Origin of the sequence: Kribbella sp. NPDC059898 (assembly GCF_042730855.1) — a bacterium.
Lineage (GTDB): Bacteria > Actinomycetota > Actinomycetes > Propionibacteriales > Kribbellaceae > Kribbella.
In genome coordinates, this window is the sequence record NZ_JBHWKR010000023.1 from 53,394 (window position 1) to 66,449 (window position 13,056).

14 protein-coding genes are annotated in these 13,056 nt (G+C 66.0%); 6 read left to right on the forward strand and 8 right to left on the reverse strand.

From position 1 onward, the window contains the following. Window positions 1-93 precede the first annotated feature (93 nt). Window positions 94-498, reverse strand: a complete 405-nt coding sequence (locus ACFV9C_RS41155; protein ID WP_380202826.1) for a hypothetical protein — start codon at window positions 496-498, stop codon at window positions 94-96. Window positions 499-1,684: 1,186 nt separating this feature from the next. On the opposite strand from ACFV9C_RS41155, the gene ACFV9C_RS41160 reads away from it, so the two are divergent. Genes ACFV9C_RS41160 through ACFV9C_RS41170 form a run of 3 tightly spaced genes read left to right on the forward strand, consistent with a single transcriptional unit; the run spans window position 1,685 to window position 3,539 of the window. Continuing rightward, entirely contained in the window at window positions 1,685-2,527 is an 843-nt protein-coding gene (locus tag ACFV9C_RS41160; protein WP_380202828.1) for a phosphoribosylaminoimidazolesuccinocarboxamide synthase, read from the forward strand. 2 nt (window positions 2,528-2,529) lie between these two features. Beyond that, window positions 2,530-2,721: a hypothetical protein gene (locus ACFV9C_RS41165; RefSeq protein WP_380202830.1), complete on the forward strand. Its 192-nt coding sequence runs from the start codon at window positions 2,530-2,532 to the stop codon at window positions 2,719-2,721. Between the two features lie 50 nt (window positions 2,722-2,771). Continuing rightward, window positions 2,772-3,539, forward strand: a complete 768-nt coding sequence (locus tag ACFV9C_RS41170) for a GntR family transcriptional regulator (RefSeq protein WP_380202832.1) — start codon at window positions 2,772-2,774, stop codon at window positions 3,537-3,539. A gap of 117 nt (window positions 3,540-3,656) precedes the next feature. Here the strand turns inward: ACFV9C_RS41170 and ACFV9C_RS41175 are convergent, their stop codons facing one another. Continuing rightward, window positions 3,657-4,016, reverse strand: coding sequence for a hypothetical protein (locus ACFV9C_RS41175; RefSeq protein ID WP_380202834.1), 360 nt, complete (start codon window positions 4,014-4,016; stop codon window positions 3,657-3,659). A 32-nt stretch (window positions 4,017-4,048) separates the two neighbouring features. Next, window positions 4,049-5,329 carry a helix-turn-helix domain-containing protein gene (locus ACFV9C_RS41180; protein WP_380202836.1) on the reverse strand — a complete coding sequence of 427 codons (1,281 nt, stop codon included), beginning with the start codon at window positions 5,327-5,329 and terminating at the stop codon, window positions 4,049-4,051. 299 nt (window positions 5,330-5,628) lie between these two features. Between ACFV9C_RS41180 and ACFV9C_RS41185 the strand changes: the two genes are divergently transcribed. Beyond that, window positions 5,629-5,817 (forward strand): hypothetical protein, encoded by a 189-nt coding sequence (locus ACFV9C_RS41185; protein WP_380202838.1) that lies wholly within the window; start codon window positions 5,629-5,631, stop codon window positions 5,815-5,817. 426 nt (window positions 5,818-6,243) lie between these two features. Further along, a complete protein-coding gene (locus ACFV9C_RS41190) occupies window positions 6,244-7,086 on the forward strand; it encodes a class I SAM-dependent methyltransferase (protein ID WP_380202840.1) in 843 nt (280 codons plus the stop codon). Window positions 7,087-7,119: 33 nt separating this feature from the next. On the opposite strand, the gene ACFV9C_RS41195 is transcribed toward ACFV9C_RS41190, so the two are convergent. The 4 genes from ACFV9C_RS41195 to ACFV9C_RS41210 form a co-directional block, all read right to left on the reverse strand. Further along, on the reverse strand, window positions 7,120-7,644 hold the full coding sequence (locus ACFV9C_RS41195; protein WP_380202842.1) for a hypothetical protein: 525 nt from the start codon (window positions 7,642-7,644) through the stop codon (window positions 7,120-7,122). Window positions 7,645-8,010: 366 nt separating this feature from the next. After that, window positions 8,011-8,796 (reverse strand): arylamine N-acetyltransferase, encoded by a 786-nt coding sequence (locus tag ACFV9C_RS41200; protein WP_380202844.1) that lies wholly within the window; start codon window positions 8,794-8,796, stop codon window positions 8,011-8,013. Between the two features lie 24 nt (window positions 8,797-8,820). Then, on the reverse strand, window positions 8,821-9,216 hold the full coding sequence (locus ACFV9C_RS41205) for a VOC family protein (RefSeq protein WP_380202846.1): 396 nt from the start codon (window positions 9,214-9,216) through the stop codon (window positions 8,821-8,823). A 10-nt stretch (window positions 9,217-9,226) separates the two neighbouring features. Further along, window positions 9,227-10,000 (reverse strand): GntR family transcriptional regulator, encoded by a 774-nt coding sequence (locus tag ACFV9C_RS41210; protein ID WP_380202848.1) that lies wholly within the window; start codon window positions 9,998-10,000, stop codon window positions 9,227-9,229. Window positions 10,001-10,084: 84 nt separating this feature from the next. Between ACFV9C_RS41210 and ACFV9C_RS41215 the strand changes: the two genes are divergently transcribed. Beyond that, on the forward strand, window positions 10,085-11,194 hold the full coding sequence (locus ACFV9C_RS41215) for a YeiH family protein (RefSeq protein ID WP_380202850.1): 1,110 nt from the start codon (window positions 10,085-10,087) through the stop codon (window positions 11,192-11,194). Here ACFV9C_RS41215 and ACFV9C_RS41220 read toward each other — a convergent pair. Further along, the gene (locus ACFV9C_RS41220) at window positions 11,179-12,987 is read right to left on the reverse strand and encodes a glycoside hydrolase family 2 protein (RefSeq protein WP_380202852.1); all 1,809 of its coding nucleotides are present in this window, start codon (window positions 12,985-12,987) and stop codon (window positions 11,179-11,181) included. The two genes, ACFV9C_RS41215 and ACFV9C_RS41220, sit on opposite strands and share 16 nt — an antisense overlap. Between the last annotated feature and the right edge of the window lie 69 nt (window positions 12,988-13,056).

Genomic DNA, 13,056 nt, shown 5'->3' on the forward strand with positions numbered 1-13,056 from the left:
CCCGACCGGCCGAGTCGCCCGGCGAAACTCCGAAACGGCCGTCGACCTCAACGCCAATGCCGCAGCCGCAAGTAGCTGACCGACGGTATGGGGTCAGAAGTACCAGAAGTTGTACATGTGGTGGCCGTGGACTGCCGCGTGGCGCGCGACGGTCGCTAGTCCTTGGACGACGTACTCGCCGTGCGACGCCGCTGCCGCAGACAGCGCCTCAGAATCCGCGACCGCCAACGCATGGGTGAGCGTATCGGTGACCGTCACCAGGCCGGCCTCCAGGACGCCGGCGTCCTCGTCGAGGATTTCAGTGATCTGGACGCAATGCCTGGGATCCGCCGCAATCTCCCGACTGTCCCGTCCAGTGAGGAGCGTTTCCAGCTCTGCCAGTGCCTCGGGCCGGAGTCCATCGTCATTGTGGACAGGAGGCCTCCCCAGCCAGTCCCCCAGCTCCGCGATCGCGGTCTCGTCGTCCGGCGCCGCGAAGACGATGTTCATCTCTCCCACGAGCCCAGATTATCTGCGCAAACACCGGAAGCCGCCAGGCCTCTCGCCCGCCGCATCGGGAATCGCGGCCGTGCCGCCAACGCCCGAGCCGACAACTCTCGACCTACCGGCAAGATCCACCCGAGCCACAGCCACACCAAGATCACCGAGCCCGGAGCCACCGAGGCATCGGAGCAGGCTGCCAACACATCAGGCCTGAAGCCTGACGCGCCAGCGATCCGCCGCGTCCGGACGACCTACCGATCCAAGGACAGTCCGGCCTCCGCTTCGACCTGCTACTACTGCGGGCATCGAAGCATGGCAAGACCGTTCGAACCGGCTACTGGCGAGGTCCTTGAGTATGGCGAGGCATCGCCAACGGGCGAGCGACCGATAGGGGCGGCTGGGTGGCTTCCCGACCCGTGTTCAGCAGTTGTTGGCGGATCAGATGGCGAACTTCGCATGGTGGACCTCGCTTGTTGCGCTAGCAGGCGCCTGCAACCGGACTGCGTCCGTGGGCGGTGAGACAGCGAGCGAGGAGCCAGTTAGGCACGTCGCGCGGACACACGCTGGGCAAAGCCGCGTTCGAGCAGGAGCTTCAGTTGGCACTCAGTGGCGTTCACGGACGTTCTTCCCTTATTGGAATCCTTCGATAGCTTGCCCGGAAGATTACTTGGCGCGCTAGTGGGTCTATTAGCATTTGTGGAAGGCGTCCGGGTGAGATTCGTTGGGAGATCACGACAGATCGCCAGGCTGTTACGTGGCCGGACAATCACGCGGCACTGTCGACGATTCTTTCCACACCGTCGCTCCGCGCTATCAAGGCGAAGCGAGGGTCGCGGCTCGGGAGATTGGCGGCGCACGCGTAGCAGCGACGTTGCGGTGCGCGGCGAGTGGGGCGAAAGATTGGAATCGGGCAACAACCTGCCGCTGCCACCCGAATCGCGCGCCGCTACGGCAGTAGGGTCTTCGTAGCGGCTCTGTTGGCGGCCGCGGGCGTTCTTGGGAATTGGGCTGTAGGAGCCCAGTTCGAGGAAGCCTTTCTGCACTTTCGAGCGATTATGGTGATCGCTGCGGTGCTCGCCTTGACCGCCGCACCGAAAGATGTATTCAGAAGGTAACGCAACTAGGGGATCGTTGACGGTTCGCACAGTAGGCTCGGGCGTCGGAGAGTAGTCCTTCGTTCGGGTGTGCTAGAACAGTGGGTGTGGAACTGCTGCATCGGGGCAAGGTTCGGGATGTTTACAGCGATCGGCCGGGGGAGGTGATCCTGGTTGCGACTGATCGGGTGTCGGTCTACGACGTGGTGTTGCCGACGGCGATTCCTGACAAGGGGAAGTTGCTGACGAGTCTGTCGCTGTGGTGGTTCGAGCAGTTGGCGGATGTGATGCCGAACCATGTCATCTCGGCTACTGATGTGCCGGCGGAGTTCGAGGGGCGTGCTGTGCGCTGTCGGCAGGTCGACATCGTGCAGGTCGAGTGCATTGCCCGCGGCTACTTGGCCGGGCTTGGGTGGGATGCCTATCGGGAGACTGGGAAGATCTCGGGCGTCGAGATCAAGCCTGGGCTGCTCGAAGGGGACAAGCTGCCTGAGCCGGTGTTCACGCCGACGACGAAGACGGCGCCTGAGGATGGGCACGACGAGCCGATGACCTTTGATGAGGTGTCGGATGCCGTTGGGGCGGAGCTCGCGGAGACTCTTAAGGAGAAGACGCTCGAGCTCTTCAAGCGCGCTACCGCGATCACTGATGGTCGCGGCGTGCACCTAGCGGACACGAAGTTTGAGTTCGGGCTTGCCAAGGACGGAACGCTGGTTCTGGCGGACGAGGTTCTGACTTCGGACTCCTCGCGGTACTGGCGTGACGAGGACTGGAAGCCCGGACAGCGGCAGATCTCGTACGACAAGCAATTCGTGCGCGACTGGGCTCGGGATCTGGGGACGTGGGACAAGACCCCTCCCGGCCCGGAGATTCCGCCGGAGGTCGTTGAGGAGACCCGCGCTCGTTACGTTGCGATGTACGAGCGCATCACCGGCCTGAAGTGGGACTGACGATGGCGACCTGGGATGAGATCCAGCAGGCGCGGCTGACTGATGTGCTGGACCTGCAGAAGGTACACAAGCGCCTGCTCGCCGCGAGAGAGCAAGGTGCTGAGCCAGATCCTCATGATGTCGAGGTCGCTCGTTCGGTGGCAGCGACCGGCTATGGCGGGGTCGACCGGGTCAACGCGCCGGACGACTACTAGACAGTGCGCTCACGCTTCTGCGTTCTAATAGACGAACCTGAGGTCTGACGATGCCCCCGAAGCAGGAGCGCCCCGCTCCGCCGTATCAGCAGATCGCTGGTGAGATTCGTACTCGAATCTCGACTGGTGAGTTGCGGGCTGGTGATCTGGTGCCGTCTGTGCGGTCGCTCATGCGTGACTACGGAGTCGCGATCGCCACGGCGCAGCGTGCTCTCTCGAGTCTGCGCGCCCAGGGGTACATCAAGCCTGTGCGTGGCGTGGGGAGCATCGTGACGACCGAGGAGGAGTGCGGTCGGGCAGCCAACGATCGCATTGATAGTTCTCGGCGTACCGGCAAGATTTATCCCACTGGGAGCCATGCGAAGATCACCGAGGCTGGAGTCACCGAGGCGTCAGAGCAGGTTGCTGACGCCTTAGGTTTGAAGCCTGGGGCTCCGGTGGTTCGTCGGGTCCGGACGACCTATCGGTCAGATGGACAGCCGGCCTCGGCATCGACCTCGTACTACCGCGGGCACCTGGCGGAGGAGGCGCCGCTGCTGCTCAGCTGCGAGCGCATCCAAGAAGGTACGTTCGCCTACATCGCTAACATCCTGAAGCGTGAGGTCGAAGCGTGGCAGGACCAGCTCGAACCGGCTGCTGCTACTGCCGAGCAGGCGGGACGACTCGGCCTGGATGAGGGCGACCTCATCATGGTTGGGCGGAATTGGATCTACGACGACGCCGGCGAGGTCCTGGAGTACGGGGAGAGCATCACCTATGGGCGAGTGACCTACCAGGGTCGGCTGGGTGGCTCCCCGAGTCGTGCTGAGCAGACCTGACGGTCGAGCGATCTACAGCAGCAAACACGTGGCCGCCGCCTGCCGAGGTCCGGCCGTTTGGCGTCGCCTGTCCACGCCGCGTGGGAGTACATCCGCGCGCGGCGCAGATGCCCGATGTCAGCTCGCACTCTCGATTCGCTCGAAGATATCTGCGTCTGTTTCCTGCTGCCAGGCTGGCAGGTGTTCCCAGTCGGCGACGTAGCTGGGCTTGGGGTCTGGGATGTGGCGGTGGATCTGGGCGATCCAGCACAGAGCCACGAAGCGGCCCTTCTGCTCGCGGGTGAGCTTGCTGGTGTTTCCTTCGGACACCTTGACGAACGCCCGGACCTGGTCGTAGACGGCTGCGGCGCTCTGCCGTTCCCAATCGGGCGTGTCTTCCCACGGCGTGATATACCCAGGCTTTGGCTCACCCGGGTAGTGCTTCGTCACGCCTGCGATCCATGCCTCGCGGAAGATGCGACCTTGTTCGTTCGACAACAGCGTTGCTCCTTTGGACGGGACGGGACGGGTCAGAGCGGCGAGCGCTCGCCGGCCAGGCGTGCCGAGATCTGTTCGCTCAAGCGCAACAGCCGGGCATCGTGGCGGTGGTTTGTCAGCTGGTGGTTCAGGCCGGCGAGTTTGCGAGCAATGACGCCCGAACCAGATTGTTCCGACAGATCCATAGCTGCGGTTGCATAATTCACCGTCTGCTCAACATCTCGGCGCATCACCCCTACGTTTGCCAGATCCACCAGTACGCTACCGCGCCGCCGCAGAGATGCAGGAACACTCAATGCCTCCTGCAAGGACCTCTCCGCGAGATCAGGTTTGCCAAGCAGTGTGTAGCACGTGCCGCGTTGCTCGGGTAGCCGCGAGCCGTCGAAGCGCAGCCACCCTCCGGTCTGACTCTCGCGGCCCAGCCGTCTGACTTGTTCAGCGTGTTCCAATGCGCGCTCGCAGGCGCTCAGATCACCGAGGCCCGCGGCGGCCTCGGCCTGTACGGCGCTGACCCAGTAGCGCGTGGAGAGGGCGCTATCGCCATTAGCAGCCAGGTCGGCTGCCGAGGACAGCATCGGGACCGTTTCTGCGAACTGCTGTTCGTAGACGCTGATGAATGCGTGTCGAGTCAAGGCGCAGGCCCACAAGTCACGGGAGCCTGCCTCGCGGGCAGCCTGTGCGGCCAGGGTGTAGCAGTGGGCCGCCGAGGTGTACTGGTCGTTGTCGAAGAAGACCTCGCCAGCCAGCTGAAACAGGTCGCAGGTCAGCTCGCACAGAGCTTGCCGAGTGGCGACTCTATGGGTCCGTTTCAACCGGTCGACCAGGACGGCGAGTTGTTGCGTCACCAGCGGATAAACAGCCTGTTTGGTGCTCGCCAAGGCGAAGATTCGCCACAATTGCTGATTGAAGGTCGCCAGCTCAGCAAGCGAACCGTCGTCTAACGGGCCCTCACCGAGGAACTCGCCCCGGTCGCCGACCAGCTCTGCTCCCGCAATAACAGTGCCCGCGAGGCTGAGTAGTCGCAGCAAGCCACGGCGCGGCAGGTCGGTCTCAACCAGTTTCCCAGAGGCCACAGCCTGAGTGGCCAGTTGTGACTCTGAGGGCCTGCTGTCGCCCAGGACAGCGTTGAGTTCCGCGCTTGAGACACCCAGGGCAGCCGCGAGCCGCGGACGGGCGAAGGGCACTGGTGCCGTGCCGCCAGACTCCCATCGGGCCACGGTCGAGCGGTCCACCCCGAGATGCTCGGCCAAGCGCTCTTGGCTGTACCCAGCGGCGCGTCGCCACTCGGCCAGACGGGTTCGCTTGCCTGACACCGTCGCTTCTCCATCTCCCCAGCGGTTGCTCGGCAACGGTGTCGCGCCCGTACGGCGTTCGTCAAGGATGCGCCAGAGATGCCACAAATGTGCGCTGTCGTGTACCCAGCGTAAGGGATGCAATGGGTCTAGGCCGGACTGGTGGTGTCGCTGACCCTCCCGCCCGCCGCCTCAGATTGCAGTTCCTCATCTCGACTAGGAGTTGGAAGTGTCATGACCGGTACATGGATACTCGCGCTCATCGCAGCCGTCCTGTACGGCTTCATCATCCGCGACATCGCGCGGGAGGTGAAGGGTGAATGACGACGCTTACCGACGCACCGCAGCCACGCGACCGCCGTGTCCGCGTCTGGTTTGGTGAACACGTCATCGCGGACTACACGGCCGAGCCGGAGGATGCCATTCGGTACCAGGCAGGAATGACTCGGCGCTTTGCCAGCCTTCGCATCACCATCGAGCCGGCGGATCAGGATGCTGCGAACCAATGAAGACACTGACGTGCCTTCCGGCGTGCCGCAGGTCTCGCGTCGCAGTGCACGCGGCAACCCGATGAACCGGCGGAATCGATGAGGAGACGTCCTCAGCCCCTCAGGTGCAGAAGATCGCTGCACACTCATCGATTCCGCCCCTAACGGTCCCTGCCCGAGTTTCCTCCCCGAGTCCCCTGCGACCCCTGACTCGGGCAGGGACCCAAGAGCTGGCTGGCACGGGATGCGAAGGCGAGTCCGTCCCGTGTCAGCTGCTCAACCACCGAGGGCGCTGACAGGCGTCTCGGTGACAGCTGGCCAGGTGGTTGGGGCGTACGCGCCTGGGCGAGCAATCACCTGGCCAGCAACGTCAGTCCAGCGGGCGGGCGCACAGCCTCCAGAGCGGACGCTCGCCCGCTGTTCCATCCAGACGATAGGAGCACAGCAGTGGATACGCCTGTAATCCCGCTGAATCGGCCGACAGTCGATCCAGCGATCCACACTCATTACTCAAGCCGCTGGGACGAGGCCGCCCGACTTAGCGCCACAGTCAAAGGCCGCCTGGAGCAAACGCGCCTCTATGAGTTCCTCGGTCAGTGGTTCCCGCCAGCACCCGCCCGAGTCGCTGACATCGGCGGCGGTCCAGGCGTGCACGCCGGCTGGTTGAAGGACCATGGCTACGACGTCGTACTACTCGATCCAATCCGGCGTCACATCGACCAGGCCAAAGCGGCGGGTATCACCGCTGAGCTTGGCGACGGCCGCCGCCTGCCATGGGCGAATGAGTCATTCGATGCCGTGCTCATGGCGGGGCCGCTCTACCACCTGCCGGAGCCGTGCGACCGCCGCTTGGCCCTACGTGAAGCCCTTCGTGTACTGCGCCCGGGTGGTGTCTTGGCGGTGGTGGCGATCAACCGCGCCGCCAATCTGATCGGCTCGACGATCGCAAACACGCTCCTCACGCGTCACGGCATCGTGAGCGACATCTTGGAGACGGGCCACAGCAGCGCCAACGAACGGATGGCGAACTGCTACTACCACCGCGAGAGCGAGCTACGCAGCGAGCTCATGAGCGCCGGGTTGCGGCCGGTGAGCATCTTCGGCCTGACTGGACCGGGCGGCTGGCTAACGGTCATGATCGACGCTCACTTCAAAGGTCAGCCCTACAGCGACAAGCTGGCCGAGCACGACCCGCTCGACACGGCACTGGAGTGCTCTCGCCTAGCCGATCGCATGCCGGAACTCGTGGCGGCGAGCTCGTTATTCTTGGCCGTCGGTCACAAGGGCTGAGCCGCGGCGTTCTCCTGCAGAGTCGCCATCGCCTTAGTCGAGCTGACCGTGCAGGTCGACGTACTCCTGTTCCGCGCGGAACACCTTCGACAACACGGCATCGGCTGTCGGCAATGGATGCATGGGGAACTTCGAGCCGTCCCACTTCAACCGGCCGGCGACCGTCCTCGATGGAGGGATCACCACAGGCGTCCCCGGCTCGAGATACTCGACTCCGGTCGCCAACGGACCCAGGTTGCTCTCGGGCTGCAGCGTGCAGGTGATCCAGTCTCCGTCCGGCAACTTCATCGTCGGCGGCCAGACACCAGGACGCTCCTGCTCATACAGCCGCTTGCCATAGGCACCGGCAATCCGGGGCAGCCGCCAGATCGCGACGGTAGACGACGAGGAGACAGCCAGGTTCGGAGGCTCGTCAACATCCCAAACGTCACTTGCTTTGTCCGCATCCGTAATCCACTCACCGTCTGGTGCTCCGGCAATAGTTGCCGGCCGCACCGGAATGCCGCGCTCAACACACGCGATAGCAGTCTCCAACAACGCGTTCCTGCGCCGAATCATTTGACTGGTCGTCCTCCCGTATCGGGAACATCATCGCCATGTCGCGGCGAGGCTTGTCAATCCGGTGCCCAGGGAGACCTTCTGCAAGGCGATGGCAATGCGACCTTCATGAGGCGCGCACCGGTGACCTGCGGACGTTGCGGCGGCCCAGCACCACTTCGGTCGTGGCGGCCCGAGCCACTCGCCACGTTCAGCTTCACGGAGGACGCCCGCCAAGCAGTCACCCGCGAGCGGCAGCTCGCAACTCGCCCGCGGCAGCGGGCAAATGCCGGCGCCAGCCGGTGGGTGGGTGGGAGCGCGCGTAGTGGGTGCGGGAGGGAGCGGAGCGACCGGAGCGCCTGCGGAGCACGCGGGGGCTGACCACGTCTACAGCAGGTGGAGGCGGTCTGCTTCTTCGTCGCTTAGGAGTACGTCGAGGGACGCGAGTACGTCGGGGAGGTCGGTGGGGTGGATGGGGCGTTCGGTTGTCTCGCCGTGGGGGTGGTCGGTGTACAGGGTTTCGCCTATTAGGCGGCGGACTTCGCCGTCCGAGACGCGCATTACGACTGGGCGACCGGTGAAGGGGGAGTTGGGGTGGGTGGAGACGTAGTGGTGGTAGACCTCGTAGTCGATTGGGCGGACTGGTTCGTTGTTGGAGGCGTGTTGGGGGATCCAGCCTTCGGGGGTGTGCTTCGAGAGGGTCCAGAGGTCGCCGTCTTGGGTGAGGCGGTGGTCCCAGCCGGCTTGGTCGATGATGGTGCCGTCTTTCAGGGGAGTGGGGTACAGCTGGCCGGCGCCGAAGCCTACGTCGGCCAGGAATTCTTCGCCGTCCATGCCGACCTTCAGCAGGGCGTGCGTCCGCGGCCCGGACTTGTGTGGCTGTACCCGGGCCACTCGCCGTACGACGTCGTACCCGAGCTGCTCCAGCGCTGCCCCGAACAGCAACGCGTGCTCGTAGCAGTACCCGCCCCGCTGACGCCCGACGAGCTTCGTCTGGATCGCGTCGAGGGAGATCCCGGGATGGGTGCCGAGGATGACGTCGATGTTCTCGAACGGGATCGCCAGTACGTGTGCGCGGTGCAGGCTGCGTAATGCCTCGGCCGACGGTGCGACGCGCGGATGGCCGATCCGTGTCAGGTAGGCGTCCAGGTCCAGCTTCTCGATGTCCCACATGCCCATCACCTCACCAGCTCAAGTTCACTTGAGGTCAAGCTCGGTGAACAACGTGAGTTGAATGCCACCCGGCGTCTCCAGTCGCGCGTTCAGGGAGTTCCATGGCGTCCGCGTCGGCTCCGCGAGCACCGTCGCGCCGGCCTCCGCCCAACGCGCCGTGGTCGACGCGGCATCATCCACCTGCAAGGCGATGCGGTACTTCCCGGCCACGCGCTGCCCGACCTCGACCCTGTCGATGAACGACGCCTGCCCCGGATCCGCGATCTCCAGCGTCGCCCGCTCCACGGACAGGATCGTCACCCGGCCGTCGTCCGACGAGTACGACGCCTGCTCCGGCAGTCCGAGTACGTCGCGGTAGAACGCGACCGCCTCCTCGTAGTCATCCGCCGTGACCACCAACCGCAACTCCCGCACACTCATGCGCCCAGTATCACCAGGCCTGGGTGAGCGCCGTACTGCTCGGGGTCAGCCGATACCCGGCGTGCGCCGAGAACTCCGCCGACAAGGCGAAGCGGTCGCCGCGGACGATGGTGTGCCGCCATTCGACCGAGCGGTTCTGGGCGCTGCCTTGGCGGACGATCGAGAAGACGGCGGCGTCCGCGGGGCCGTGCAGGATCTTGCGTTCGGCGGCGGTCGGAGTGACGGCGCGGATGTCCTCGCGGCCGTGGTCGAGGACGACGCCCGTACGGTTCGCGAGCTCGTTGTACAGACTGGTGTGGGTGAAGTCCGCGGCGAGCAACGGCTCCGCGAGGGCCGCGGGGAGCCAGACGCGGTCGAGCGCGAGCGGCTCGTCGCCGGCGTACCGGAGGCGTTCCAGGTACAGCAGCGGGATCGACGCCTCCAGGTCGAGGCGGGCCGCGACCACGCCGTCGGCGCGGACGTCGAGCGCCCGTACGACGCTGCGCTGCGGCAGGCCCGCGGCCTCGACCGAGGAGAACAGGCTGTACAGCGCGCCCATCGGCTGCCGGATCTCCGGTGTCGCCGCGACCCGGGGCTGGCGGCCGCGCTCGGCGACGATCAGGCCGTCCGTACGGAGCTGGACGAGGGCCTGCCGGACGGTATGCCGGCTGACCGCGTACTCGTCGACGAGCGCGAGCTCACCCGGGAACGCGTCGTCGAACTCCCCGGACCGCAGCCGCCGGACCAGGTCCGACTGCAACTGCTTCCAGAGCGGCTCGCCGCCGCCTCGCTCCAGCTTGCGCACACGGGTCCCTTCCGGAGTTGCCAAATGTCCGGTCATCTCCTACCTTGAATGTACGTACATTTCTGGCGGAGAGGAACCGGCGAAGTGGTGCAGCTCGAGGTTAGGACACCGCACTACCTGTCCGCCGCCGTTCCTGCCGTACGCCGCCTCGGTACGGCGTTGTCGCACCGCAAGGGTCTCCTGATCGTGCTCGCGGTGACGGCCGTCGCCGTACCGCTCGGCCGGCTGGTACCGATCGTCGGCGGGCCGGTGTTCGGCATCCTGCTCGGCGTGGTCGCCGGCAGCGTGATCCCGGTACTGCGCTCCGACGTCTGGCGGCCGGGGTACGACTTCGCCTCGAAGACGCTGCTCCAACTGTCGATCGTCGTACTCGGCACCGGGCTGTCGCTGCAGCAGGTCGCGCGGGTCGGCGTCTCGTCGTTGCCGGTGATGCTCGGCACGCTCGCGATCGCGCTCGGCGGCGCGTGGCTGTTCGGCCGGATCCTCGGCGTCCGCGGCGACACCCAGACCCTGATCGGCGTCGGTACGGCGATCTGCGGCGGCTCGGCGATCGCGGCCGCGACCGCGGCGATCGGCGCCAAGCGTTCCTCGGTCGCCTACGCGATGGCGACGATCTTCACGTTCAACATCGTCGCGGTGCTGACGTTCCCGCCGATCGGCCACCTGCTCGGGATGAGCTCGGAAGTCTTCGGCCTCTGGGCCGGTACGGCGGTCAACGACACGTCGTCGGTGGTCGCCGCCGGGTACGCGTACAGCCAGGCCGCCGGCGATCAGGCGATCGTCGTGAAACTGACCCGCTCGCTGACGCTGATCCCGATCGTACTGACGCTGGTCGCCCTCAAGATCCGCCGCGAGAACCGCGCCGCCCGAGCGCTCGACAAGGCCTCGCACGGTACGTACGAAGGCGCCACGGCCTCGATCCGCAAACCGTTGCCGTGGCGCAAACTCGTACCGCTGTTCCTGATCGGCTTCATCGCCGCCGCCGGCCTCCGCTCGGCGGGCGTCGTACCGACCGGCTGGCTGCCGACGCTCACCGTCGTCGGCAGCACACTGATCACCGCCGCACTGGCCGCGATCGGCCTGTCGCTCCGCCCCCGCGAACTCCGCGACGCAGGACCCAGGCCACTCTTCCTGGGAGCGATTCTCTGGGTCCTGGTCGCCGTCGGGAGCCTCCTACTTCAGTCCTTCTCGTAAGCCGCCTGACGCTCCTGGATTGCCTTGATCCGAGGTACGTCGAGCTTGTTGCTGCGGTCGAAGTTGTAGATGCCGTTCTCTTCCTGGAACACGTCGGTCAGCTGCGTGTAGCAGTAGCCGAACATCAACTCGTTGTCGAGCAGCGCGTCGATCAGGCCGGCGAAGCGGACGTAGAAGTCCTCCTCGCTCGCGACCCGCTGGCCGTAGCCCCAGGAGTCCGCGGAGTTGCCGCTCTTGCCCGCGGCCGCCTTCTCCTCGTTCCACCAGATGCCGCCGAACTCGCTGCAGAAGTACGGCTGACCGTCGTACGCCAACGAGATCGGCTTGCCCTGCGGACCGCCGGTGTTCCCGTACGGCTTGTCGTTGACCAGGTCCGCCATCTGCCGCGCGAACTCGGCCGGGTCCTGCTCGTAGTTGTGCGAGTCCCAGACGTCGGTCTCGGGGACGCGGTGGCTGTAGCCGGAGGCGTCCAGGACCGGGCGGCTGGTGTCCGCGGCCTTGGTGGCCAGGAACATCGCGCGGGTGACGTCGTCGAGCTGGGTGATCCGGTCGTGCAGCAGCTGGTGCGTCTCGTTCACCGGGCACCAGCCGACGATGCTCGGGTGGCTGTAGTCGCGTTCGACGGCCTCCAGCCACTGGCCGACGTACGTCGCGGTCGGCTGCTGGTTGTCGTTGCCGGTGTCGCCGACGCCGGAGCCCCAGTCGCCGAACTCGCCCCAGACGAGGTACCCGAGCCGGTCCGCGTGGTACAGGAAGCGCTCCTCGAACACCTTCTGGTGCAGGCGGGCGCCGTTGAAGCCGGCCGCGAGGCTGAGCTCGATGTCGCGCACGATCGCCTCGTCGGACGGCGCCGTCATCAGGCTCTCCGGCCAGTACCCCTGGTCCAGGACGAGCCGCTGGAACACGTGCTTGCCGTTGATCAGGATCGCCTTGCCGTTGATGCTCACCGAACGCAGGCCGGCGTACGATTCGGCGCCGTCCACGACGTTGCCCTCGGCATCGATCAGCTCGACGCGTACGTCGTACAGGTGCGGGTCCGTGGTGTCCCAGAGCCGGACGCGGTCGGCCGGCACCTGGAGCGTGAGCCGCGGGGCCAGGTCCAGGTCGGCGCGGACCTCGGCGGTGGTGATCTCGCCGTCGGCGTCCTTCAGGACCGCGCGCACCTTCCAGCCGGGCTTGTTCGCGGAGAGCGGTACTTCGAGGTGGAAGCTGGAGCCCGCGACGTCCGGGGTGATCCGCGGCCGCTTCAGGTGCACCGTGGGTACGGCTTCCAGCCAGACGGTCTGCCAGATGCCGGTGGTGCGGGTGTACAGGCAGCTGTGGTTCGCGTACAGCTGGCTCTGCTTGCCGCGGGCCTGCGGGCCGCGGTGCGTGTCGCGGGCGCGGACGACGATCGTCGCCTGCTCGCCGGGCTTGGCGACGTGCCGCAGGTTGGCGCTGAACGGGGTGAACCCGCCGCGGTGCCGGACGACCTCCTCGCCGTTCACCCACACCGTCGCGTCGTGGTCGACGGCCTGGAAGTGCAGTACGGCGTCCTTGCCGTCCCAGTCGGCCGGGATCGTCACGGTGGTGCGGTACCAGACCGCCTCCATGAAGTCGACGTCCTCGATCCCGGACAGCTCGGTCTCCGGGGCGAACGGTACGACGATCCGCCGCTCCAGCTCACGCTCCCGCAGGCCGCGCTCCAGTCCGGAGTCCGACCGGTCGATCTCGAACTGCCAGTCGCCGTTCAGGTTCAGCCAGTCGGGCCGAACGAACTGCGGACGCGGATACTCCGCACGAGGCTGCGTCATGAACTCTCCCGTGGTGCTGATCTGGTAGGGGCCAGCAGCACTTTACAACGTTGGAATGACCCGAGCAAC